General features: G+C 62.4%; 21 protein-coding genes. 17 read left to right on the top strand and 4 right to left on the bottom strand.

All coding sequences use genetic code 11. The annotated features are described in order from the left end of the window. Window positions 1-85 precede the first annotated feature (85 nt). The 5 genes from rplM to erpA all read left to right on the top strand — a co-directional run bounded on the left by rplM (window position 86) and on the right by erpA (window position 3,069). On the top strand, window positions 86-514 hold the full coding sequence (gene rplM, locus CBW50_RS07270) for a 50S ribosomal protein L13 (protein WP_010393282.1): 429 nt from the start codon (window positions 86-88) through the stop codon (window positions 512-514). Window positions 515-523: 9 nt separating this feature from the next. Then, window positions 524-916, top strand: coding sequence for a 30S ribosomal protein S9 (gene rpsI / locus CBW50_RS07265; protein ID WP_010393285.1), 393 nt, complete (start codon window positions 524-526; stop codon window positions 914-916). A 178-nt stretch (window positions 917-1,094) separates the two neighbouring features. Next, window positions 1,095-2,132, top strand: coding sequence for an N-acetyl-gamma-glutamyl-phosphate reductase (gene argC / locus CBW50_RS07260; protein WP_086144915.1), 1,038 nt, complete (start codon window positions 1,095-1,097; stop codon window positions 2,130-2,132). A gap of 90 nt (window positions 2,133-2,222) precedes the next feature. Continuing rightward, a complete protein-coding gene (locus tag CBW50_RS07255; protein ID WP_034785332.1) occupies window positions 2,223-2,612 on the top strand; it encodes a polymer-forming cytoskeletal protein in 390 nt (129 codons plus the stop codon). 94 nt (window positions 2,613-2,706) lie between these two features. Beyond that, the gene (gene erpA, locus CBW50_RS07250; RefSeq protein WP_029496047.1) at window positions 2,707-3,069 is read left to right on the top strand and encodes an iron-sulfur cluster insertion protein ErpA; all 363 of its coding nucleotides are present in this window, start codon (window positions 2,707-2,709) and stop codon (window positions 3,067-3,069) included. A gap of 178 nt (window positions 3,070-3,247) precedes the next feature. Here the strand turns inward: erpA and CBW50_RS07245 are convergent, their stop codons facing one another. Both CBW50_RS07245 and CBW50_RS07240 read right to left on the bottom strand, forming a co-directional pair. Next, window positions 3,248-4,342, bottom strand: coding sequence for an anhydro-N-acetylmuramic acid kinase (locus CBW50_RS07245; protein WP_086144914.1), 1,095 nt, complete (start codon window positions 4,340-4,342; stop codon window positions 3,248-3,250). A 130-nt stretch (window positions 4,343-4,472) separates the two neighbouring features. After that, window positions 4,473-5,840, bottom strand: a complete 1,368-nt coding sequence (locus CBW50_RS07240) for a M23 family metallopeptidase (RefSeq protein ID WP_086144913.1) — start codon at window positions 5,838-5,840, stop codon at window positions 4,473-4,475. A 154-nt stretch (window positions 5,841-5,994) separates the two neighbouring features. On the opposite strand from CBW50_RS07240, the gene tyrS reads away from it, so the two are divergent. The 11 genes from tyrS to CBW50_RS07185 all read left to right on the top strand — a co-directional run bounded on the left by tyrS (window position 5,995) and on the right by CBW50_RS07185 (window position 15,267). Next, window positions 5,995-7,260, top strand: a complete 1,266-nt coding sequence (gene tyrS / locus CBW50_RS07235) for a tyrosine--tRNA ligase (RefSeq protein ID WP_086144912.1) — start codon at window positions 5,995-5,997, stop codon at window positions 7,258-7,260. Further along, window positions 7,257-7,703, top strand: coding sequence for a D-aminoacyl-tRNA deacylase (gene dtd / locus CBW50_RS07230; RefSeq protein ID WP_086144911.1), 447 nt, complete (start codon window positions 7,257-7,259; stop codon window positions 7,701-7,703). Before tyrS ends, dtd begins: the two co-directional genes overlap by 4 nt. Window positions 7,704-7,756: 53 nt before the next feature. Continuing rightward, window positions 7,757-8,389 carry a YbhB/YbcL family Raf kinase inhibitor-like protein gene (locus tag CBW50_RS07225; RefSeq protein WP_086144910.1) on the top strand — a complete coding sequence of 211 codons (633 nt, stop codon included), beginning with the start codon at window positions 7,757-7,759 and terminating at the stop codon, window positions 8,387-8,389. 3 nt (window positions 8,390-8,392) lie between these two features. Beyond that, on the top strand, window positions 8,393-9,037 hold the full coding sequence (locus CBW50_RS07220; RefSeq protein ID WP_086144909.1) for a histidine phosphatase family protein: 645 nt from the start codon (window positions 8,393-8,395) through the stop codon (window positions 9,035-9,037). A gap of 150 nt (window positions 9,038-9,187) precedes the next feature. Next, on the top strand, window positions 9,188-10,240 hold the full coding sequence (dusB, locus tag CBW50_RS07215) for a tRNA dihydrouridine synthase DusB (RefSeq protein WP_086144908.1): 1,053 nt from the start codon (window positions 9,188-9,190) through the stop codon (window positions 10,238-10,240). A 168-nt stretch (window positions 10,241-10,408) separates the two neighbouring features. Then, entirely contained in the window at window positions 10,409-10,642 is a 234-nt protein-coding gene (locus CBW50_RS07210; protein ID WP_008445162.1) for a helix-turn-helix domain-containing protein, read from the top strand. 106 nt (window positions 10,643-10,748) lie between these two features. Next, window positions 10,749-12,335: a bifunctional phosphoribosylaminoimidazolecarboxamide formyltransferase/IMP cyclohydrolase gene (purH, locus tag CBW50_RS07205; protein WP_086144907.1), complete on the top strand. Its 1,587-nt coding sequence runs from the start codon at window positions 10,749-10,751 to the stop codon at window positions 12,333-12,335. Between the two features lie 190 nt (window positions 12,336-12,525). Next, window positions 12,526-13,065 carry a crossover junction endodeoxyribonuclease RuvC gene (ruvC, locus tag CBW50_RS07200; protein WP_086144906.1) on the top strand — a complete coding sequence of 180 codons (540 nt, stop codon included), beginning with the start codon at window positions 12,526-12,528 and terminating at the stop codon, window positions 13,063-13,065. 58 nt (window positions 13,066-13,123) lie between these two features. Continuing rightward, window positions 13,124-13,702 carry a Holliday junction branch migration protein RuvA gene (ruvA, locus tag CBW50_RS07195; RefSeq protein WP_034784779.1) on the top strand — a complete coding sequence of 193 codons (579 nt, stop codon included), beginning with the start codon at window positions 13,124-13,126 and terminating at the stop codon, window positions 13,700-13,702. A gap of 6 nt (window positions 13,703-13,708) precedes the next feature. Next, entirely contained in the window at window positions 13,709-14,764 is a 1,056-nt protein-coding gene (gene ruvB, locus CBW50_RS07190; protein ID WP_076568314.1) for a Holliday junction branch migration DNA helicase RuvB, read from the top strand. Between the two features lie 32 nt (window positions 14,765-14,796). Continuing rightward, a complete protein-coding gene (locus CBW50_RS07185; RefSeq protein WP_070312433.1) occupies window positions 14,797-15,267 on the top strand; it encodes a YaiI/YqxD family protein in 471 nt (156 codons plus the stop codon). Window positions 15,268-15,309: 42 nt separating this feature from the next. On the opposite strand, the gene CBW50_RS07180 is transcribed toward CBW50_RS07185, so the two are convergent. Continuing rightward, complete coding sequence (locus CBW50_RS07180) at window positions 15,310-15,777, bottom strand: DUF2147 domain-containing protein (protein ID WP_086144905.1); 468 nt, start codon at window positions 15,775-15,777, stop codon at window positions 15,310-15,312. Between the two features lie 113 nt (window positions 15,778-15,890). Continuing rightward, complete coding sequence (locus CBW50_RS07175) at window positions 15,891-18,710, bottom strand: valine--tRNA ligase (RefSeq protein WP_086144904.1); 2,820 nt, start codon at window positions 18,708-18,710, stop codon at window positions 15,891-15,893. A 248-nt stretch (window positions 18,711-18,958) separates the two neighbouring features. Here CBW50_RS07175 and CBW50_RS07170 point away from each other — a divergent pair, with 248 nt between their 5' ends. Beyond that, window positions 18,959-22,702 (top strand): tetratricopeptide repeat protein, encoded by a 3,744-nt coding sequence (locus CBW50_RS07170; RefSeq protein ID WP_172404699.1) that lies wholly within the window; start codon window positions 18,959-18,961, stop codon window positions 22,700-22,702. The last annotated feature ends 410 nt before the right edge of the window (window positions 22,703-23,112 follow it).

The following is a 23,112-nucleotide window of genomic DNA, read 5'->3' as shown; positions in this document are numbered from 1 at the left end:
GCTCAGGAAAAGTAAATAAGGCAGAGTCCGCACAGCAGCATAGTCGGAACCACCATTTGAGCGTGTAATCTATTAGGAAGTCAACATGAAAACATTTTCCGCTAAAGGACATGAAGTCCAGCGCGATTGGTTCGTGGTTGACGCGACGGACAAAGTCCTCGGACGTGTTGCCAGCGAAGTGGCACTCCGACTGCGCGGCAAACACAAACCAGAATTTACTCCTCACGTCGATACCGGCGACTTCATCGTCGTCATCAACGCAGGCAAACTGCGTGTGACCGGTACCAAAGCTACTGAGAAAATTTACTACCGTCACTCTGGCTATCCAGGCGGCATCTACGAAACCAACTTCCAGAAAATGCAACAGCGTTTTCCAGGTCGCGCGCTTGAGAAAGCGGTCAAGGGCATGCTGCCTAAAGGCCCACTCGGCTACGCAATGATCAAGAAGCTGAAAGTGTACGCGGAAGGTTCCCATCCGCACGCTGCTCAGCAACCTAAAGCACTTGTTCTCTAAGGAACTGACATGATCGGTAATTACAATTATGGAACCGGCCGTCGCAAAAGTGCAGTGGCTCGGGTTTTTATCAAAGTTGGCACAGGCTTGATCGTTGTTAACGGCAAACCAGCAAACGAATACTTTTCGCGCGAAACGGGTCTGATGGTCATCCGTCAACCTCTGGAACTGACCGGCAATGTCGAGCGTTTCGACATCAAAGTCAACGTCCATGGCGGCGGTGAGTCGGGCCAGGCTGGTGCAGTTCGTCACGGCATCACCCGCGCTCTGATCGACTACGATGCAGCGCTGAAACCGGAACTGGCGAAAGCCGGCTTCGTGACCCGCGATGCACGTGAAGTCGAGCGTAAAAAAGTTGGTCTGCGCAAAGCACGTCGCGCAAAGCAATTCTCGAAGCGTTAATTTCTACGCTACAGCGCCTTTCGGGGCGCTGGTCGAAAAGCCGCTGGACTTCGGTTCCGCGGCTTTTTTGCATTTCAGCGTGACTCGGCGTTGCGCTGTAAAATACGCGCATTGCCCCTGCGGGGCAGCCTGCGTACTTCCCCATATTGCATCTGTACCCTACACACAAGGAAAGAAAATGATCAAAGTTGGCATCGTCGGCGGCACTGGATACACGGGCGTGGAATTGCTGCGCTTGCTGGCAACCCATCCAGATGTCGAGTTGACGGCGATTACGTCGCGCAAGGAAGATGGCTTGCCCGTTGCTGACATGTATCCTTCCCTGCGTGGCCACGTGAAACTGGCGTTTTCCTCGCCGGACAAGGCGAATCTGGAACAGTGCGACGTGGTCTTCTTTGCCACGCCACACGGTGTTGCGATGGCGCAAGCACCAGCCCTGCTGGCCGCCGGCGTGAAAGTCATCGACCTGGCCGCCGACTTCCGCCTGAAAGACCAGGCCAAGTTCGAGCAATGGTACAAGATTCCCCACACGGCCCCCGAGCTGATAGCCCAAGCCGTGTACGGCTTGCCGGAACTGAACCGTGAAGATATTAAAAAGGCCAGCCTGATCGCCAACCCCGGCTGCTACCCGACCACCATGCAGCTGGGTTTTTATCCGCTGCTCAAGGCGGGGCTCGTCAACGCGGGCGGCCTGATCGCCGACTGCAAGTCGGGCGTGTCCGGCGCCGGCCGCAAGGCGGAAATCGGCATCCTGTTCTCGGAAAGCAGCGACAGCTTCAAGGCCTATGGCGTGGCCGGCCACCGCCACCTGCCGGAAACGACGGCGCAACTGCAGCGTTTCACCGAAGAAAAAGTGGCGCTGACCTTTACGCCGCACCTGGTGCCGATGATCCGCGGCATGCATTCGACCCTGTACGCGCAGCTGAACAAGGATGTCAGCAATGAAGAATTGCAGGCATTGTTTGAAGAGCAATACAAGGACGAGCCTTTCGTCGACGTGATGCCGTTCGGCTCGCACCCGGAAACCCGCTCCACGCGCGGCTCGAACATGCTGCGCCTGGCCTTGCACCGTCCCGAAGGCGGCAATACCGTCATCGTGCTGGTGGTGCAGGACAACCTGGTCAAGGGCGCTTCGGGCCAGGCCGTGCAATGCATGAACTTGATGTTTGGCTTGAAAGAAACTGCCGGTTTGCAACACATCGCCTTGCTGCCATAAAAATAGGCAGCCGTGCTTGCGCAGGTCCGGCGCCTTTTTGCCGGACCTGTGATAGATTGGACTGCCACGTACACCAACAGGATGACGTTCATGTTCGAGCGCAACGCGAAAAACCCCATCGACACCCTGATCGGCGCCTCGACGCGGATCGAGGGCGATTTGCTGTTTTGCGGCGGCCTGCGCATCGACGGCCATGTGCGCGGCAACGTCACGGGCGAGCCGGGCGAGCCCACGTATGTGGTGCTGGGCGAGGCGGGCCGCATCGACGGCGAGGTGCGCTGCTCGAGCCTGGTCGTCAGCGGCGAGATCAACGGCCCCGTGTACGTGTCCGAAATGCTTGAAATCCAGCCCAAAGCCCGCATTGTGGGAGAGGTGTATTACAAAGTGCTGGAAATGCACAGCGGCGCATTGGTGCAAGGCAAGCTCAGTCGCCACGACAGCGCCGACCCCGTGCTGCACCTGGCCGTGTCGGAAATGTGAGCAGGAACAACACCGGCCAGCCGCCTCTGCGGCCGCCGCAGCGCGAGTTGTGCCAACAGTCTATAATGAGGCTATGTTTTCTGAGGAGTCTGAAATGAATGCAGTCGCTGAAATGCAAGATGTGATCCCTTCGCCTATCATCTTTACCGATAGCGCCGCCGAAAAAGTCGCGCAGCTGATCGAGGAAGAAGGCAATCCCGACCTGAAATTGCGCGTGTTCGTGCAGGGCGGCGGCTGTTCCGGCTTCCAGTACGGCTTCACCTTCGACGAAATCGTCAACGAAGATGACACCACCATGGTCAAGAACGGCGTCCAGCTGTTGATCGATTCCATGAGCTACCAGTACCTGGTCGGCGCGGAAATCGACTACAAGGATGACCTGGAAGGCGCGCAGTTCGTGATTAAAAACCCAACGGCTACGTCTACCTGCGGTTGCGGTTCGTCGTTCTCCGTCTAAGCTGGCACACCTGAGAAAACGTCCATGGCGGCGTTGCATTGCCTTACCGTACTATTCGTACTGTCTTCGGCAATGCGCCTTGCCCTGAACGTTTTTCACGCGCGCCGGTTTCCACGCGCAGCATAACAATAGCGGATCATCGATCCGCTATTTGTGTTTCTGGAGCAATTGTTTCATATCAACGTGGATACAGCGCGCCCAGTACCCGTAAGCCCTGCGCACCCGTCACGGCCGGCAAATTGCCCGGCTTGCGCTGTGTAAAACGCCAGGCCAGCCAGGCAAACGCCAGCGCCTCGACCTGGCTGGGCGCCACGCCCAGCGCTGCCGTCGATGCCACGGCCATGCCCGGCAATTTGCGCGCCAGCGCCGCCATCAGCGTGGCGTTCTGCGCGCCGCCGCCGCACACATACACGTTTTCCGCCTGCGCCCCGTCGCGCGCGATGGCCTGCGCCAGGCTGGCGGCCGTCAATTGCGTCAAGGTTGCCTGCACGTCGGCGGGCAGGGCGGCCGGATAATTGGCCAGCTTGCCTTGCAGCCAGTCGGCGTGAAACAGGTCGCGGCCCGTGCTTTTCGGCGCCGGCAAGTCAAAGTACGGGTCATTGAGCAAATCCGCCAGCAGGGCAGGCAAGACTTTGCCCGTGGCGGCCCAGGCGCCGTCGGCGTCGTAGGGCTGGCCCTGGTGCAGCAGGGTCCAGCCGTCCATCAGGGCATTGCCGGGGCCCGTGTCGTAGCCCGTTACGCTGCCGTCCCCGTGCAGCACGCTGATATTGCTGATGCCGCCGATATTGGCCACCACGCGCGTATGGCCGGGCTCGTTGAAGATGGCTTGATGAAAAGCGGGCACCAGCGGCGCGCCCTGGCCGCCGGCCGCCACGTCGCGGCTGCGCAAGTCGGCGATGACGTCGATGTCCGCCAGTTCGGCCAGCAGGGCCGGGTTGTTCAGCTGGCGCGTAAAACCCAGTTCGGGGCGGTGGCGGATGGTCTGGCCATGCGCGCCGATGGCGGCGATGGCGTCCGGGCCGATGCCCGCGTCGCGCAACAGCGTGGCGACGCAGTCGGCATAATGGCGCACCAGCGCATTGGCCGCCAGCGCCTCGCGTTCGATTTCATTCTGGCCAGCACTTTGCAGCGCCATCAGGTCGGCGCGCAGGCTGGCGGGAAAGGCAATATAGGCGTCGCCCAGGCTGCGTACGCCGCCATCGTCGGCAAAGTCGACCAGCGCGCCGTCAACGCCGTCCAGGCTGGTGCCGGACATCAGACCGATATAAAGCATGGGTGTTCCTTGAATGCGTCAGTGATGGATGGCATTGTGCCGCATTTGCGCCGTACGCACGCGGGAAAAAACAAAGGCACCGGCCAATGCATGGGCGGTGCCTTTGTATGTTGCCCGAAGGCAGTATTGCTTAGCGCGACGCCAGTGCCGTGTCGTTCGGACGCAGCAGGGTGAAGCGGTGCATCATGTCAGCCGACACCATGCGGAAGCGGCTCAGCTCGGCGGCCGTCAGCGGCGCCTGGGCTTGTACGTTCAGCTTGCTTGGGTCTTGTGCCACGCCGCCGACGCGGAATTCATAGTGCAAATGGGCGCCCGTGGACCAGCCCGTCGTGCCGACATAGCCGATCACATCGCCCTGGCTCACTTTCTGGCCTTTTTTCAGGCCCGAAGCGAAGCGGCTCATGTGGGCATAGGCGGTGGTGTAGTTGGCCCAGTGTTTCAGCACAACAACATTACCGTAGCCGTTCTGGCTGCCGACGGAATCGACCACGCCGTCGCCGGAAGCGCGGATAGGCGTGCCAGTTGCTGCAGCGAAATCGATGCCTTTGTGTGCTTTCCAGTTGCCGGAAATCGGGTGCACGCGCATGGAGAAGCCGGACGAGATGCGGGAGAATTCGAGGGGGGATTTCAGGAAGGCTTTTTTGAGGGACTTGCCGTCGAAACTGTAGTAACCGCCGCCTTGCTTGCTGGCTGGGTCTTCGAACCAAACGGACTGGTAAGTCGTGCCGCGGTTGGTGAATTCACCGGCCAGGATGCGGCCCGCTCGGACGAATTCGCCATCTTGCCAGAATGTTTCATAGACAACATTAAACGAGTCGCCACGTTTCAGGTCGGAGCGGAAGTCGATATTGGTGGAGAACATTTCCACGATTTGCGCGGAAATCGAGTCTGGCAGGCGGGTGCCGTCCAGGCTGGAGTCGGTGGCGGCGAACAGGGTGGAAGTAATCTTGCGCGCGTGCATTTCAACGCGGCGTTCCAGCTGGGCTGCCACTTCCGTGGCCACGAACTTGTCGCCCTTGCGGGTGATCAGGATGTTCTTGACCGACTTGTCGTTGCTGTCGACGAGGGTGGCGCGCATCCAGTTGAGTTCGCCAGTTTCGGACGTTTGCGCTTGCACGCGCTTGCCCGATTTGAGCAACATCACGCCGCGCGCAATCTTGTCGGTCTTGATGAAATTGACGGCCGCCGCATCATCCACGCCAAGACGGGTCAGCAGGGTGGCGAGGGTATCGCCGGCGCGGACTTTTTCTTCGTGGGTGAAATTCTGGTCTACCTGTTCCATCGCGGAAATTTGCGAGGTGATATCCGGCATTTCCAGGTTCTGGGCGATGGACGTGACCGGCAAGTCCGATGCGTCGGGCGCCATGGGCGACACAGCGACCGCGCCGAACGCGGCCACGGCGAGCAGCACTGCGGACGCGCCGATAATGCGTGCCTTGCGTGTCGTCGTCAGCTGTGTGTACAAGCGCGAGCCTGTGATTTTATGTATAGGGTTCATGCAATCAGTTAAAATTTGCCCTTGAACGTGACCTGAACTAGTGCTCTTTGTTATTGTTATTTTGGTTCGTTTTCATACGGCAAGATTGATGGGATCGAGCATTATAGCAAACTCCGCAAACCTACCACCATTTTGAGATTTATAGTCAAATTTTATGGAAATCAACACCACCGCATCGCCTACAAAGGCTAACGCCGCTCAGACCGCGCTTGTGCTGTCGGACAGAGTACAAGAAGCCCTCGCGATTACCAAGCGTGGCGTCGACGAACTCTTGATCGAAAGCGAATTTGCGCAAAAATTAGCCCGCTCCGAGAAGACGGGCGTTCCGCTGCGCATCAAACTGGGCCTGGACCCGACTGCACCAGACTTGCATCTGGGTCATACCGTGGTACTGAACAAGATGCGCCAGCTGCAAAACCTCGGCCATCAAGTCATTTTCCTGATCGGCGACTTCACTTCCATGATCGGCGACCCTTCGGGCCGTAATGTCACGCGTCCGCCGCTGACGAAGGAACAGATCGAGATTAACGCGATGACGTATTTCGCGCAAGCATCTTTAGTGTTGGACGCCAGCAAGACTGAAATCCGCTATAACTCCGAGTGGTGCGATCCGCTGGGCGCGCGCGGCATCATCCAGCTCGCCTCCCACTACACGGTGGCGCGCATGATCGAGCGCGACGACTTCACCAAACGCTTCCAGGGCGGCATTCCTATTTCCGTCCACGAATTCCTGTACCCGCTGATGCAGGGCTACGACTCGGTGGCCCTGAAATCGGACCTGGAACTGGGCGGCACGGACCAGAAGTTCAACCTGCTGGTGGGCCGCGAACTGCAAAAGCAGTACGGACAGGAACAGCAGTGTATTTTGACCATGCCGCTGCTGGAAGGTTTGGACGGCGTGGAAAAAATGTCCAAGTCGAAGAATAACTACATCGGCATCACGGAACCGGGCAACACCATGTTCGCCAAGCTGATGAGCATTTCCGACGTCATGATGTGGCGCTACTACGAGCTGCTGTCGTGGCGCTCGATCGCCGAACTGGCACAGCTGAAGCGCGAAGTCGAGGAAGGCCGCAATCCGCGCGACGCCAAGGTTGCGCTGGCGCAAGAAATCGTCGCCCGCTTCCACTCGCAGCAGGCAGCCGAAGATGCGCTGGCCGACTTCGTCAACCGCTCGAAGGGCGGCATTCCCGACGATATCCCGGCAGTGACCCTGGCCGGCGCGCCGCTGGGCATCCCGCAATTGCTGAAACAGGCTGGCCTGTGCCCGTCCACGTCGGAAGCCATGCGCAAGATCGACCAGGGCGGCGTGCGCATTGACGGCACCGTCATCAGCGACAAGGGCTTGCAAGTGGAAGCCGGTCAGTTCGTGTTGCAAGTTGGCAAGCGCAGTTTCGCGCGCGTCACCTTGACGGCATGATCGCGCTGCTGCAAAGAGTCACGCAGGCCAAGGTCGACGTCGGCGGCGCCACCGTCGGCGCCATCGACGCCGGCCTGATGGTGCTCGTGTGCGCCGAGCGCGGCGATACGGAGAAGGAAGCGGACGCCCTGTTGACCAAGCTGCTCGGCTACCGCGTGTTTGCCGATGCGGCGGGCAAGATGAACCGCAGCGTGACGGACGTGGCCGGCGGCTTGCTGCTGGTGCCGCAGTTCACGCTGGCGGCCGATACCAAGTCCGGCACGCGCCCGTCGTTCACGCCGGCGGCCGCGCCGCAGGACGGCTTGCGCCTGTTCACGCATTTCGTGGAGCAGGCGCGCAGCCGCCACGCGAGCGTGCAAACGGGGCAGTTCGGCGCCGACATGCAGGTGTCGCTGACGAATGACGGGCCGGTGACTTTCTGGCTGCAGGTTAACGCCAAATAGTGCCGGTAGCTGCATCACTAACTGACAAGTAACTAATAACAAGGGGACAGCAGATGAAATTGTGGAGCGAGACGTTTCGTGACGGCGGCCTGATGCCGGCCGACTATGCCTTTGCCGAGATCGATCCGGCCAGCCGCGTGCGCCTTGCCGGCAACCGCAATCCCCACCTGGCCTGGGACGAGGTGCCCAACGGCACCGAGTCGCTGGTGCTGTTCTGCATCGACCCCGATGCGCCGCAGGATGCCAGCCGCGTCAATGTTGAAGGCCTGGTCGTGCCGCTGGCGGCGCCGCGCGGCGATTTTTATCACTGGAGCTTGCTCGATTTGCCGCCCGCTCTGCGCTCCATTGCCGCCGGGGAATTTTCCAGCGGCATCACGCCGCGCGGCAAGGCTGCAGCTAATGGGCTGCGCCAGGGCCTCAACGACTACACGGGCTGGTTTGCCGGCGATGCCGCCATGGCCGGCGACTATTACGGCTACGATGGCCCGTGCCCGCCGTGGAATGACGAACGCATCCACAACTACATCTTCCGCCTGTATGCGCTCGACGTGCCGCGCCTGACGCTGCCTGAGCGTTTTACGGGACAGCAAGCCCATGCCGCCATGTACGGCCACATCCTCGACGAAGCCCAGCTCGTCGTCGCCTACTCGCTCAACCCCGAGTTGGCACTTACCCTGAAGAAATAAAGCATGAGCACCACGATTTTACTGATACGCCATGGCGAGACGGCCTGGAATGCGGGCCGCCGCCTGCAGGGCCATATCGACATCGCCCTGAACGAGGCGGGCCTGGCGCAGGCTTGCGCGCTGGGGCAGGCGCTGGCGGATGAGCCGCTGGCCGCCATCATCGCCAGCGATCTGCAACGGGCGCAGCAGACGGCGCAAGCCATTGCTCAATTGAAAAATCTGCCCGTGCAGACGGACCCTCTGCTGCGCGAGCGCTGCTATGGCGCCTTCGAAGGCTTGCTGTATGCCGATATTGCCGCGCGCTATCCGCACGAGTATGCGCAATGGCAATCGCGCCAGATCGACGCCGTGATGCCGTCGGGCGAGCGCGACGCGGAGAGCTTCCGCCAGTTCTATGCGCGCGCGAATGGCGCCATCGCCCGCTGGGCCGAACGCTATGACGGCCAGACGATCGCCATCGTGGCCCACGGCGGCGTGCTTGAGTGCGCCTACCGCGAGGCGGTCGGCATGGCGCTCGACAGTCCGCGCGACTTCCAGGTCAGGAATGCCAGCGTCAACCGTTTTTCGTATGCGGATGGCAAGCTGCATTTAGTGCACTGGGGAAATATCGAACACCTGAGCGCGCCCGCGATGGACGAACTGGGCTAAGTCCTTACTTCATTCCCCGGGCGGCCAGTTTTGCTGTGCTGCACAAGCGCGGCGCCCACTCTGGCGCACTGAAGCAAAAAAATAGTGCTTATTAAATAGGCAGGGAATCGGTTAAAATAGCAGGTTCCTCCGTCCATTCCAGGTTCTTCAGTGCAAATCGGCCCTCACATTCTGCGCAACAACGTTTTCGTCGCTCCCATGGCGGGCGTGACGGACCGGCCTTTCCGCCAGTTGTGCAAGCAGCTCGGTGCCGGTTACGCCGTGTCGGAGATGGCGGCGTCGAATCCGCGCCTGTGGGCGACGGAAAAAAGTTCGCGCCGCACGGACCACGCAGGCGAAATGGAGCCGAAAGCCGTGCAGATCGCCGGCGCCGATCCGCAAGACCTGGCCGATTGCGCCAAGTTCAATGTGGACCGGGGCGCGCAGATCATCGACATCAACATGGGCTGCCCCGTCAAAAAGGTGTGCAACAGCTGGTGCGGATCGGCCCTGCTGCAAAACGAAAGCCTGGTCGAAAAGATCCTGCACGCCGTCGTCAACGCCGTTGACGTGCCCGTCACCCTGAAATTTCGCACGGGCTGGAACCGCGAAAACAAGAACGCCCTGAAAATCGCCCGCGTCGCCGAGCAAGCCGGCATCCAGATGCTGACCCTGCACGGCCGCACGCGCGCCGATGGCTACAAGGGCGATGCCGAATATGAAACTATTGCCGCTGTGAAAGCATCGGTAGGCATCCCCGTGGTGGCCAATGGCGACATTACCAGTCCGGAGAAGGCCCGCTTTGTGCTCGATCAAACGGGCGCCGATGCCGTCATGATCGGCCGCGCGGCGCAGGGCCGGCCGTGGATTTGCCGTGAGATCGACCATTTCTTGCGTACCGGCACCTTGTTGCCGGCGCCCTATGTGGATGAAGTGCGCAACCTGATGGACGAGCATTTGCGCGCCCATTACGCGTTTTACGGCGAATTCCTCGGCGTGCGCACGGCGCGCAAGCACATCGGCTGGTATGTCAAGGATCTGGAAGGCGGCGAGGCGTTCCGCCAGCAAATGAACTTGCTGGAGTCGACGGAAGCGCAATTGCTGGCTGTCGATCAATTTTTTGAGTCGCAATGGAAATTTGGCGAACGGTTACAATACCGCCTCGCCGAATCCAGTGAAAGTGGCCTGATCGATGTGATCCAACCTATGGCCACGGCAGCATGAGCAGATAGCAGGGAAGTCAGGTAATAAGTTATAAGTAATACAAGGGCGAGCGCCTATACAGAGCGTCATGCAATATTAATTACAACACCGAGGCCAGAGGGCAGCACGCGGACCGCATGAGCGGCGCGGCGCCGGATGGCCAGGTGTTCAGCCGGTTGAAGCATAAAAATGAGCAAAGAAAGCATTCAGGAAGTCGTACAGAAAAGTCTAGAAGATTACTTCAATGACCTGGGCGAACAGCAAGCATCGAATATCTACGACATGGTCGTGCTGACCGTGGAAAAGCCCATCCTGGAAGTCGTGATGACACGCGCCGATGGCAATCAGTCGCACGCCGCGCAGATGCTGGGCATCAACCGCAATACCCTGCGCAAGAAATTGCAGGAGCACGGTTTGCTGTAATGCCGGCATGCAAGTGACGCCAAGATTTGAATCCGCCGCAGCGGGCCAGCCCGATAGCTGAGCGCTGCGCCATTCGCCAAGAACACTTAACCACCTAGCCACAGCCATGATCAAACAAGCTCTCCTCTCCGTTTCCGACAAGACCGGCGTTCTCGAATTCGCCCGCGCCCTGTCTGCCCTCGGCGTCAACCTCCTGTCCACCGGCGGCACCGCAAAGTTGCTGGCAGACAACGGTGTTCCCGTCACGGAAGTTGCCGACTACACGGGTTTCCCGGAGATGCTCGATGGCCGTGTGAAGACCCTGCACCCGAAAGTGCATGGCGGTATCCTGGCGCGCCGCGATTTCCCTGAGCACATGTCGAAACTGGTCGAGCACGACATGCCGACCATCGACATGGTGGTGGTCAACCTGTACCCGTTCCAGGGCACGGTGGCCAAGGCCGATTGCACCCTGGAAGACGCGATCGAAAACATCGATATCGGCGGCCCGACCATGCTGCGTTCGGCAGCCAAGAACCACAAGGACGTGGTCGTCATCTGTGATCCGACCGACTACGACGCGGTGCTGGCGGAGCTGCGCTCGGCCGACGGCAAGGCGGGCGACGTGAGCTACGACACCAAGTTCATGCTGGCGAAAAAAGTCTTTGCGCATACGGCGCAATACGATGGCGCCATCACCAATTACCTGACCAGCCTGGGCCCGACGAAAGTGCACGCCGAGCGCGGCGCCTATCCGCAAATCCTGAACGTTGCATTTGAGAAGGTGCAAGACATGCGCTACGGTGAAAACCCGCACCAGAGCGCCGCCTTCTACCGCGACCTCGTCACCACCGACGGCGCACTGGCCAACTACCGCCAGCTGCAGGGCAAGGAATTGTCGTACAACAACATCGCCGACGCCGATGCGGCCTGGGAATGCGTGAAGAGCCTGGGCGGCTTCGAGCAAAGCGCGGCCTGCGTCATCGTCAAGCATGCGAACCCGTGCGGCGTCGCCCTGGGCAAGAACGCGGCCGAAGCCTATGCGCGCGCCCTGCAGACGGACCCGACCTCGGCATTTGGCGGCATCATCGCCTTCAACACGGAGCTCGACGGCGCCACCGCCGGCGAAATCGCCAAGCTGTTCGTGGAAGTGCTGATCGCCCCGTCGTTCTCCGCCGAAGCGAAACAGATTCTGTCGAGCAAGCAAAACGTGCGCATGCTGGAAATTGCGCTGGGCGCCGGCGTCAACGCCATGGACTTTAAGCGCGTCGGCGGCGGTCTGCTGGTGCAATCGCCGGACGCGAAAAACGTCGGCATCGGCGACTTGCGCGTCGTCAGCAAGCTGCAGCCGACGCCGCAGCAATTGTCCGACCTGATGTTCGCCTGGAAAGTGGCGAAATTCGTCAAGTCGAACGCCATCGTCTTCTGCGGCAATAACATGACCCTGGGCGTGGGCGCCGGCCAGATGAGCCGTATCGATTCGGCCCGCATCGCCTCGATCAAGGCGCAGAACGCGGGCCTGTCGCTGACGGGTTCCGTGGTGGCGTCGGACGCCTTCTTCCCCTTCCGCGACGGCCTCGACGTCGTCGTCGACGCGGGCGCGACCTGCGTCATTCACCCGGGCGGCTCCATGCGCGACCAGGAAGTGATCGATGCGGCGGACGAGCGCGGCGTCGTGATGTTGTACACGGGCACGCGTCACTTCCGTCATTAAGAAGGCGGTCTAAACCTACTGCGCGGCGCGGGGCGCGGCCTGCGATGCTCACTGTGCTCCAGCACAGTTGCGCTTCTCGGCCACGCCGCATCGCCGCTCGCCACGGTTTATTCTACCTTCTTTGAATGTGACAAAACGGCAGGCACCGGTTATTCACCGGTGCCTGCCGTATTCATTATAGAATCTGGCGATGATTATTCTTGGCATCGATCCTGGCCTGCGCACGACCGGCTTTGGGGTCATTGAAAAACACGGCAACAAGCTGCGCTATATTGCGTCGGGGACCGTCAAGACGGGTTCCGAAGGGGAATTGCCGCCGCGCCTGAAGATCATCCTGCAGGGCGTGAGCGAAATCGTCGGCACCTACCGGCCCGATTGCGCGGCCATCGAAAAAGTGTTTGTCAACGTCAACCCCCAATCGACCTTGCTGCTGGGCCAGGCACGGGGCGCGGCCATTTGCGCACTCGTCAATTCTGACCTGTCGGTAGCCGAATACACGGCCCTGCAAGTAAAACAGGCCGTCACGGGCCACGGCAAGGCGGCCAAGGAGCAGGTGCAGGAGATGGTTTCCCGGCTGTTGTCCTTGCCCGGCTTGCCCGGCACGGATGCGGCCGATGCCCTGGGCGTGGCCATTTGCCACGCCAACAGCGTCGATGCGCTGGCCATGATCGGTGCGCTGGCACCCCAGCTGCAAGGCTTGCGCATGAAGCGCGGCCGTTTAGTAGGTTAACTGCGGCATGGCCCTCATAATCAATAAAAACTACGATACACAACATTAGGAACACGCGATGATAGGCCGTCTCTCCGGTATTTTGCTCGAAAAAAATCCGCCACAATTGCTGGTCGATTGCCAGGGCGTCGGCTATGAAGTCGACGTGCCGATGAGTACCTTTTACAACTTGCCCCACGTGGGCGAAAAAGTCGTGCTGTTCACGCACCAGGCCATCCGCGAAGATGCGCATCTGCTGTTTGGCTTCGGCAATGCGGCCGAGCGGGCCGTGTTCCGCCAGTTGATCAAGATCACGGGCGTGGGCGCGCGCATGGCGCTGTCGATTCTTTCCGGCATGACGATCGCCGACCTGGCGCAGGCCATCACGCTGCAGGATTCGGGCCGCCTCGTGAAAGTGCCGGGCATCGGCAAGAAGACGGCGGAACGGCTGCTGCTGGAATTGAAGGGCAAGATCGGTGCGGATCTCGGTCCGCTGGGCGCGCACGCGGCGCCGGACGCGCAATCGGACATCTTGAACGCGCTGGTCGCGCTCGGCTATTCGGACAAGGAAGCGCTGGCGGCCGTGAAAAACGTGCCGGCTGGCAGCGGCGTGTCGGACGGCATCAAACTGGCGCTGAAAGCGCTGTCGAAAGGCTGATAGGGCATGAGCATCCAGACCGACAGCTTCACGGAACAGCGCATCATCGACGCGGCGCCCATCTCGCACAATGAAGAGGCGATCGAACGGGCCTTGCGCCCGAAGCAGCTCGACGAGTACGTGGGGCAGGAAAAGATCCGCGACCAGCTGGAGATCTTCATCACGGCCGCGCGCCAGCGCAAGGAAGCGCTCGACCACACTTTGCTGTTCGGCCCGCCGGGCCTGGGCAAGACGACCCTGGCGCACATCATCGCGCGCGAAATGGGCGTCAATCTGCGCCAGACTTCCGGCCCCGTGCTGGAGCGACCGGGCGATCTGGCGGCGATTTTGACGAACCTGGAAGCGAACGACGTCCTGTTCATCGATGAAATCCACCGCCTGTCGCCTGTCGTGGAAGAGATTTTGTATCCGGCCCTTGAGGATTATCAAATCGATATCATGATCGGCGAAGGCCCAGCCGCCCGTTCCGTCAAACTCGATCTGCAGCCGTTTACATTAGTGGGGGCCACCACGCGCGCCGGCATGCTGACCAACCCGCTGCGCGACCGCTTCGGCATCGTCGCGCGGCTGGAGTTCTACAACACGGGCGAACTGACGAAGATCGTCACGCGCAGCGCCGCCTTGCTGAAGGCCCCGATCGATCCGGAAGGCGCGATTGAGATCGCCCAGCGCGCGCGCGGCACGCCCCGCATCGCCAACCGCCTGCTGCGCCGCGTGCGCGATTTCGCCGAAGTCAAAAGCAATGGCGACATCACCAAGGTGGTGGCCGACCGCGCGCTGGCCATGCTCGACGTCGATTCCGCCGGTTTCGACGTGATGGATCGTAAATTGCTCGAAGCCGTGCTGTTCAAGTTCGGCGGCGGCCCCGTCGGCATCGGCAATCTGGCCGCCGCCATCGGCGAGGCGGCCGACACCATCGAAGACGTGCTGGAACCGTATCTGATCCAGCAAGGCTTTTTGCAGCGCACGCCGCGCGGGCGTGTCGCCACGCCGGCCGCCTACCTGCACTTCGGCGTCAGCGCGCCGCGCATGGGCCCGGGCGGCGAAGCGTGGGAACTGTGATGGCGGAAGGCATCCAGCAGGCCGTGCCGGACATGCAGATCTGGATCGACGCCGATGCCTGCCCCGTCGTCATCAAGGAAATCTTGTACCGCGTGGCCGACCGCCTGGAGTTGCCGCTCACCCTGGTGGCGAACCAGGGCTTGCGCGTGCCGCCGTCGCGTTTCATCCGCACCGTGCAAGTGCCGTCCGGTGCCGACGTGGCCGACCAGGAAATCGTGCGCTTGCTCAATCCCGGCGACCTCGTCATCACGGGCGACATCCCGCTGGCGGCCGACGTGCTGGCCAAGGGCGGCTTTGCGCTGAACCCGCGCGGCGAGTTTTATACGAAAGACAATATCGCCCAGCAACTGACGATGCGCGCCTTCATGGAAGAATTGCGCAGCGGCGGCGTCGACACGGGCGGCCCGGCCGCCTTCAGCCAGTCCGACCGGCAGCAGTTCGCCAACAGCCTGGACCGGCATCTGAGCAAGCATCACCGCAAGCCGGCAGCGCCGCAGACGTAAAAAAGCCGGCGCGAGGCCGGCTTCGACAGGGCAGGGGCTTGCTTACTCTTCGCGCACCCACGTCTGCGAGCGGCCAAACATCGGCACGCCCACATAGCCGCGCACTTGCAGCTTGGTGCCGCCTTCCGTCAGCTCGGCCTTGCTCTTGTAGGTCTTGCCATTGGCAGGGTCCATGATTTCGCCGCCCGTCCATTCCTTGCCATCATATTTCAGGCCAGACAGGATCACCATGCCGATGATGGGCTGGTCTTTCTTGGCGCCCGTGCACTTGTCGCACTTGGGGTTTTGATCTTCGTCAGGCCCGCGGAACAGCTTGTCGATCTTGCCTTGCAAGACGCCGTTGCTTTCCGTGATGACGATCAGGGATTTCGGCTTGCCGCTGGCGTCGTCGATGGTTTTCCATGTGCCCACGGGGGTGAAGTTGCCGTCGCGCGCGGCGGCGCTGCCGGCGATGGCCAGGGCGGCCATCATGATGCTTGCTGTGATGCTTGCTTTGAATATTTTATGCATTGCCAGTCTCCAATGGTTTTTTTTGATCGGGTCACGAACAGTTATATACCAAGGCAAGACCAGCGGTACTGCGCGGCGTCACGGAAACGCCGCGCAATCCTTCCAAACTTGCCTTATGCGCTGGCTAGTTTAGCAAACTGTTCGCGCAGTTTTTCAATTGTCGCCGAAAAACTGAGCAAACGCTCGTTTTCTTGCGCAACGATGGCGGCCGGGGCGCGCGCGACGAAGCTTTCATTGCCTAATTTGCTATTGACTTTGGCAATTTCCGCTTCGATGCGGGCGATTTCCTTGCCCAGGCGCTCGCGTTCGGCCGCCACGTCGATTTCCACTTTCAGCATCAGCTTGGTGGTGCCGACGATGGCGACGGCGGCGGGCGAGTCCGGCAGCGCATCGACGATCTGCACGTCGGCCAGCTTGCCCAGCGACTGGATGTACGGCGCGTAAGACGCCAGCGCGGCCTTTTCCGTTGCATTGCCCGCTTCGACGATCAGCGGCACGCGCACGGAAGGCGAAATCTGCATTTCGCCGCGCAGGTTGCGCGTCGCATCCGTCAAGGCCTTCAGCTGCTGCATCCACGCTTCGGCCGACTCATCGATCTTGTCGGTGTTGGCGATCGGATACGGCTGCATCATGATGGACACGCCCTTGGGCTCACCGTCGGCCTTCGGCAGCTTGCCGGCCAGCGGCGCAACGCTCTGCCACAGCGCTTCCGTGACAAACGGGATGACCGGATGGGCCAGGCGCAGCACCACTTCCAGCACGCGCAGCAGGGTGTGGCGGGTGGCGCGCTGCTGGCCTTCCGTGCCCTGCTGCACTTGCACCTTGGCTACTTCCAGGTACCAGTCGCAATACTCGTCCCACACGAATTTGTAGATCGATGCGGCGATGTTGTCGAAACGGAAGTCTTCGAAGCCCTTGGCCACGTCCAGTTCCGCCTTTTGCAGCAGCGAGATAATCCACTTGTCCGCTTGCGACAGATCAACATCGTTGGCCGTGCAATCCTTGCCTTCCGTATTCATCATGACGAAACGGGTGGCGTTCCACATCTTGTTGCAGAAGTTGCGGTAGCCTTCGCAGCGGCCCAGGTCGAAATTGATGTTGCGGCCCAGCGAGGCGTAGCTGGCCATGGTGAAGCGCACGGCGTCCGTGCCGTAGGCCGAAATGCCTTCCGGGAATTCCTTGCGCGTCGCCTTGGTGATCTTTTCCGCGTCGCGCGGGTTCATCAGGCCCGTGGTGCGCTTGACGATCAGGCCTTCCAGGTCGATGCCGTCGATCAGGTCGATCGGGTCCAGGGTGTTGCCCTTCGACTTGGACATCTTCTGCCCCGTCGAATCGCGCACCAGGCCGTGCACGTAGACGGTTTCAAACGGCACCTTGCCCGTGAAGTGCGCCGTCATCATGACCATGCGCGCGACCCAGAAGAAGATGATGTCGAAACCCGTGACCAGCACGGACGAGGGCAGGAAGGCCTTCATGTCCGGTGTTTCTTCCGGCCAACCCATGGTCGAGAACGGCACCAGGGCCGACGAGAACCACGTGTCGAGCACGTCGTCGTCGCGCTTCAACGGGCCCGTGCTGCCGGCGGCCAGGGCCTTGGCTTGCGCCTCGGCTTCCGTCTTGGCAACAAAGATATTGCCCTTGTCGTCGTACCAGGCCGGGATTTGATGGCCCCACCACAGCTGGCGCGAGATGCACCAGTCCTGGATGTTGTTGAGCCACTGGTTGTAGGTGGTGCTCCAGTTTTCCGGCACGAACTTGATTTCGCCATTGGCGACCTTGTCCAGCGCCGTTTCGGCGATCGACTTGCCTGGGAAGAAGGTGCCTTCCGGGGCCGGTTTGCTCATGGCGACGAACCACTGGTCCGTCAGCATCGGCTCGATGACGACGCCCGTGCGGTCGCCGCGCGGCACCATCAATTTATGGGGCTTGACCTGTTCCAGCAAGCCTTGCGCGTCGAGGTCGGCGACGATCTGCTTGCGCGCGGCGAAGCGGTCCATGCCGCGGTAGGCGGCCGGCGCGTCGTCCGTGATCTTCGCGTCCAGGGTCAGGATGACGATCTGCGCCAGTTTGTGGCGCTGGCCGACAGCGTAATCGTTCATGTCGTGCGCCGGGGTGATCTTCACGCAGCCGGTGCCGAATTCCTTGTCGACGTATTCGTCGGCGATGATGGGGATTTCGCGGTCCGTCAGCGGCAGTTTGAGCATCTTGCCCACCAGCGCCGTGTAGCGCTCGTCCGTCGGATCGACGGCCACGGCCACGTCGCCCAGCATGGTTTCAGGACGGGTCGTCGCCACCGTCAGGAAGCCGCTGCCGTCGGCCAGCGGGTACTTGATGTACCACATGGAACCGTCTTCCTCCTCGGACACCACTTCCAGGTCGGACACGGCCGTGCCCAGCACGGGGTCCCAGTTGACCAGGCGCTTGCCGCGGTAGATCAGGCCCTGCTCGAACAGGCGCACGAAGACGTCGGTGACGACTTTCGAGCGCGGTTCATCCATCGTGAAGTATTCGCGCTGCCAGTCGGCCGAGGCGCCCAGGCGGCGCATCTGGCCGGTGATGATGGAACCGGATTTTTCTTTCCATTCCCACACTTTTTCCACGAATTTCTCGCGGCCCAGGTCATGGCGCGAAATCTTTTGCGCGTCCAGCTGGCGCTGCACGACGATTTGCGTGGCGATGCCCGCATGGTCGGTGCCGGGTATCCAGGCCGTGTTGTGGCCCAGCATGCGGTGGTAGCGGGTCAGGCCATCCATGATGGTCTGGTTGAACGCATGGCCCATGTGCAGGGTGCCGGTGACGTTCGGCGGCGGCAACTGGATGCTGAAGGAAGGTTTTCCCGCATCGAGGGTGGCGGTAAAGTAACCGCGCTGTTCCCACTCGGTGCGCCAGAATTGTTCAATGTCGGCGGGCTCGAAAGACTTGGCTAATTCCATGATTTGGCGTGTGATTGGCAAAAGGAACCATTATAAGGGGTGCATAAAGCATGCGCAGCAAATAGCGGGCCTGGATGGCCCGAAAAGCCGCGCACGATTGCGCAATATTGCCGCATTGTATTTTTTTCAAGCTATCATCTTTGCAATATTATTTGAAAGCTCAGGCGATCATGAAAAAATTGTGGCAATTGGCCGTGTTCGGCGCAGGATTGGCTGCCGGAGGCGCGTGCGCCGGCGTTCCGGAGGGGATGGCTTCTTTCCAGCGCGGGCGCTGCGTTGACGCCGTGGCCCAATTGCACGGACCGGCACTGGGCGGCAATATCAAGGCGCAAAAGGTTCTCGGCGATATCTACATGGGCGAGGAGCGATGTTCGGACGTGGCGCGCAGCGATGCCGATGCCGGGCGCTGGTATCTGCTGGCGGCCAAGGGGGGCGATCGCCTTGCACAGGAGAAACTGGTTTCCTTATATACGAGCTGGTCGGGCAGCATGAAGGATCCTGCGCGCGCGCTGCCCTGGTTGCGCCGCCTGGCGTCGCAGGGCGCCGGCAAACCGATGGCGCAACTGGCGCAAATGTATGAACGGGGCGAAGGCGTGCCGGCCGACCGGGTGCTGTCATATGCACTCAACCTGCTGGCGCAGCAAGACAGGGAGTGGAGCGGCGCGGCCGCGATGGAGAAGTCCCTGCCGGCGCAGCGTGGCAGGATGTCGCCGGACCAGGTCGATGAAGCCGTGCGCCTGGCTGCCAGCTGGAAGCGGGGCGCGCCCCTGCCGGCGACGTCGCTGACGGGACAGCGTTCGCCGCAGGACTGGTACCGCCGCGCCGCCGAGGCCGGCAACATGGAAGCCGCCTACCAGCTGGGCTTGCTGTGCTGGAAAGGCACGGGCGGTCTGGATGAAAAGCAGGCCGCCCGCTGGCTGCGCAAGGCCGCCGAAAGCGGCCACGCCAAGGCCCAGCTGCAGCTGGCCGTGATGTACGGCATGGATCGGGGCGTGCCGCAGGACTATGTGCTCGCTTCCATGCTGAGCCAGCTGGCGGCGGCGGGCGGAGAGCAGGGGGCCGCCGCCAGCGTGGCCGGCTGGGCAAAGGCGATGAATGCGGCGCAAAACGCCGAAGCGGATCAGCTGGCGCGGGCGTGGAAGGTGGGCATGCCGCTGCCGCAGGTCTCGGTGCACGGCATGGAACGCGTGATCCACTATGTGCGCGAGGCGCGCGACAAGCTGCCGCCGACGCCAGAGGTGACGGCGCTGTTCGACGCTGCCAGCGAGGGCGATGAAGCGGCCTTCGGCAAACTGCTGGCCGGCGTCGCCGAGCCGGGCGCTTACCGGATCGGCGAGCGCACCTTGCTGCACGCCTTGATCTTGCCCGCGTACAGCCTGGTCGAAGCCGAATCGGCATGGCAGAAGGCGCAACCGCGTCTGGACGACGCTCTGTTGCAACAGGTGCAGCGGCGGGCGCACCGCCAGGCGCAACGCGGGCGGCACGCCGCGCTGCTGCCGGCCAGGCTGCGCATGATGACGCTGCTGTTGCAGCGCGGCGTGCCGGTCGGCGAAGGCACCGGGGGCAGTAGCGTCGCGCCCCTGCACCTGGCGGCCATGTATGGCAACGCCGCGATGGTGCGCCTGTTGCTGGCCCATGGCGCCGATGTCCGGCACTACGGCGCCGGAAATGACACGCTGGCGCCGCTGGAATACGCGCTGCAGCAGGAAGCCGCGGGCACGCTGCCGGAATTGCTCGACGCGGATGAGCGCACGGCGAACATGATCGCCTTGCTGGACGCCGGTTCGGGCCTGCCCTATCTGGTGGGCGACCAGCGCATGGCGGAGCTGCGCCATTCACAGAAAAGGACGGAGAAAGACGGCGCGGCGCGGCCAGCCGAGCGGCCGCTGGCCGATGACATGCTCTGGAGCCGCTTGCTGGGCCAGACGCGCGGCACCGAAGTGCTCGATAAAATGCTGGCCACCGGCACCACGCCGTCTATCGACGACCAGGGCAAGTCGCTGTACGCCTACGCCGCCGAAGCGGGCAACGCCGGCGTGCTGGACTGGCTCAAGCAGCGCGTGCCCCGCCATGATGCAAAGGGAGAGGATCGCTGGCTCGACGCGGCGATGCGCGCCATGTACAACCATCAGCCGGCGTCCGAAGACGTGCTGCGCCAGCTGGTGGTGCCCGGCATGCCATGGCAGCAAGTCGGCCCCGCAGCCGAAGAGTCGCACAGGAGAGCGCTGGCGACGCTCGATGCGCTGCACCTGGAAACGGAGACGCTGCTGTGGCATGCGGTGCGCAGCCAGCGACCGGACTGGGTCGTGCGCCTGGCCGCGATGGGCGCGCCCGTCGTCAGCGACGGTTATCGTCCGCCCTTGCTGGCGGCCGTTGAAAATAGCGACGCGGCGATGGTCAAGCTGTTGCTGGGCCTGGGCGCCGATCCGCTGGGCGGCGAGTTCCCCGTATTGCGGCTGGCGCTGAAACTGCCGCCGACGGCGGACAATAATGCCGTGCTGACATTGCTGCTGGCGGCCGTGGCGGCGCGCCAGCCGCTGGCAGACATCAAGTGGTCGCCATTGGACGAGGCGCTGCGTGCCGTGCGCGATGCGGCCGGCGTCGAGCGGGTGCGCCTGATGCTGGCAGCCGGCTTGCCGGCCAGCCAGTTGGGCTTGAACGCGGCCCTGCTCGCCGTGCAGTCGCCGCAGCGCGCACTGGCGCCGCTGTTGCTGGAGCACGGCATGTTGCGGCGTGCCGACAGTGTGCGGCGCGCGCCGGGCGATGCGGTGGTGCTGCGGCAGGCGCTGCGCGCGCGGCGCGACGACCTGCTGCCGCGCCTGCTGGACCTGGGGCTGGACCCGAACTGGCGCGGTGCCAATCAGAAGAGCGCGCTGGAACAGGCCATTCTCAATGGCAACACCGAGGCCGCGCGCCTGTTCCTCGCGCGCGGCGCGCGGATCGAGGTAAGCATGGATCACCCATGGGGTGGCGCGCTGGACCTGGCCGCCGCCAGCCTCAATCCCGATATGCTGGCCCTCGTCACGCGCGACTCGACGCTGTCGCTGGACAAGGTATGCCTGCCGGACACGTCGAACCTGGTCAACATTGCCTTGCACGCGTCCGATGCGTATTGGAACTTGTTGCTCAAGCATGGCTTTGCCGCCGCGCCGCAACAGTGCGACCCCGCCATGGCGCCGCGCCTGATCGCCGCCTTTGCCGACGAACCGAAGCACATGCTTGCCGGCTGGCTGGGCCAGCGCTTCGCTGCGCGCCTGCCGCGCCTGGCCGGCAGCCTGCGCCAACTCGCGCCGCAGGACTGGAGCGCGCTGCGCGCCGCGGGGCGCGATGACATGCTGGCCATCCTGGCGGCGGGCGGCTGGCGGGTGCCGCCCGCCGAGGTTGCCGCTGCACCCGCGCACAAGGACAAGGCTGCCGACCTGGCGCTGCAACGGCGCTTGCCGGGACGCTATGCGCTGGGGCACAGGGCCGAGGTCGCGTCGCACATCGTGCTGCGCGCCGACGGGCGTTTCAGTTACCGGATGCTGTACGGCGCCGATGAGCAAGCGGCGCAGGGGCGCTGGTCGGTGCTGGACGGCGAATTGCTGCTGCAGGGCGATGGGGCCTCGCCCGATGCGTCCTTTGCGCTGTTGCCGCCGCGCTCCGGCGACGCCACCACGGGCCCGGCCCGCATCATCGTCGAATATCGGGGCGAGGCCGTGCCCGATATCGCTCTGGCGGCGCTGGGCGATGCGCCCGCGTTTGCCAATGGCATCAGCGGCACGCAGCCGTGGCAGGTGCCGATTGCGGGGCCGCTGCGCCACCTGGTGCTGTCCCATCCGGAAACGGGCTTTACCACGGTGAAACTGCCGGCCCGGCAAGGCCTGTTGCGTTTTGCGCTGTATCCGCCGCGCCCGGGCATGCGCGATTTCCACGCCGTCATCGGCATCGAGGATGGCAAACTGGCCTGGGATCGCGACGGGCAAATGTTGTTGTACGACAAGCTGAAGTGAACGCGGCCGCATGGCCGTGTTTTGGCGGCCTGGCGAGTCGTTTTCACGCAACAGAACGGGGAGAGGGGCGCTGCCGATGCTATAATGCCGGCCTCGGCGCCTCCTGCCCCATCCTTGCGGACGGCGCCAGCAGACGCGGTTGTATAACGTTTCATATCCAGCACTCGTCCGCGTCTCAAGGCCAGCGCATCAGCGATGCCAGCCACCTTCAGTGCGTCCCCTTCGGGCCGGGCGCCTGAGCCACGCGCACCGCCAGCGGTGCACCATTCACGGCGGAATCAAAGCGGCTCGTCATTGCACGCCGCTGCCGCCACAGCTTAGCCAGGATCTGTTGTCCGGCGCGTCGTCTTTTGATACGGCATCCCCCGCATGGCGCCTTGCCGCCTGTGGCCTTGCCGTGGCCGCCGCTT

The organism is Janthinobacterium sp. GW458P, assembly GCF_002127585.1.
Taxonomy (GTDB): domain Bacteria; phylum Pseudomonadota; class Gammaproteobacteria; order Burkholderiales; family Burkholderiaceae_D; genus Janthinobacterium.
This window is presented reverse-complemented; position numbering and strand designations above follow the sequence as displayed.

Coding starts and splice junctions, on each gene's coding strand:
- dtd (WP_086144911.1), top strand. CDS start 7,257: ATGATCGCGCTGCTGCAAAGAGTCACGCAGGCCAAGGTCGACGTCGGC.
- argC (WP_086144915.1), top strand. CDS start 1,095: ATGATCAAAGTTGGCATCGTCGGCGGCACTGGATACACGGGCGTGGAA.
- CBW50_RS07220 (WP_086144909.1), top strand. CDS start 8,393: ATGAGCACCACGATTTTACTGATACGCCATGGCGAGACGGCCTGGAAT.
- CBW50_RS07225 (WP_086144910.1), top strand. CDS start 7,757: ATGAAATTGTGGAGCGAGACGTTTCGTGACGGCGGCCTGATGCCGGCC.
- CBW50_RS07240 (WP_086144913.1), bottom strand. CDS start 5,840: ATGAACCCTATACATAAAATCACAGGCTCGCGCTTGTACACACAGCTG.
- ruvA (WP_034784779.1), top strand. CDS start 13,124: ATGATAGGCCGTCTCTCCGGTATTTTGCTCGAAAAAAATCCGCCACAA.
- CBW50_RS07245 (WP_086144914.1), bottom strand. CDS start 4,342: ATGCTTTATATCGGTCTGATGTCCGGCACCAGCCTGGACGGCGTTGAC.
- rplM (WP_010393282.1), top strand. CDS start 86: ATGAAAACATTTTCCGCTAAAGGACATGAAGTCCAGCGCGATTGGTTC.
- purH (WP_086144907.1), top strand. CDS start 10,749: ATGATCAAACAAGCTCTCCTCTCCGTTTCCGACAAGACCGGCGTTCTC.
- CBW50_RS07175 (WP_086144904.1), bottom strand. CDS start 18,710: ATGGAATTAGCCAAGTCTTTCGAGCCCGCCGACATTGAACAATTCTGG.
- CBW50_RS07210 (WP_008445162.1), top strand. CDS start 10,409: ATGAGCAAAGAAAGCATTCAGGAAGTCGTACAGAAAAGTCTAGAAGAT.
- CBW50_RS07255 (WP_034785332.1), top strand. CDS start 2,223: ATGTTCGAGCGCAACGCGAAAAACCCCATCGACACCCTGATCGGCGCC.
- ruvB (WP_076568314.1), top strand. CDS start 13,709: ATGAGCATCCAGACCGACAGCTTCACGGAACAGCGCATCATCGACGCG.
- erpA (WP_029496047.1), top strand. CDS start 2,707: ATGAATGCAGTCGCTGAAATGCAAGATGTGATCCCTTCGCCTATCATC.
- CBW50_RS07180 (WP_086144905.1), bottom strand. CDS start 15,777: ATGCATAAAATATTCAAAGCAAGCATCACAGCAAGCATCATGATGGCC.
- tyrS (WP_086144912.1), top strand. CDS start 5,995: ATGGAAATCAACACCACCGCATCGCCTACAAAGGCTAACGCCGCTCAG.
- rpsI (WP_010393285.1), top strand. CDS start 524: ATGATCGGTAATTACAATTATGGAACCGGCCGTCGCAAAAGTGCAGTG.
- CBW50_RS07185 (WP_070312433.1), top strand. CDS start 14,797: ATGCAGATCTGGATCGACGCCGATGCCTGCCCCGTCGTCATCAAGGAA.
- ruvC (WP_086144906.1), top strand. CDS start 12,526: ATGATTATTCTTGGCATCGATCCTGGCCTGCGCACGACCGGCTTTGGG.
- CBW50_RS07170 (WP_172404699.1), top strand. CDS start 18,959: ATGGCTTCTTTCCAGCGCGGGCGCTGCGTTGACGCCGTGGCCCAATTG.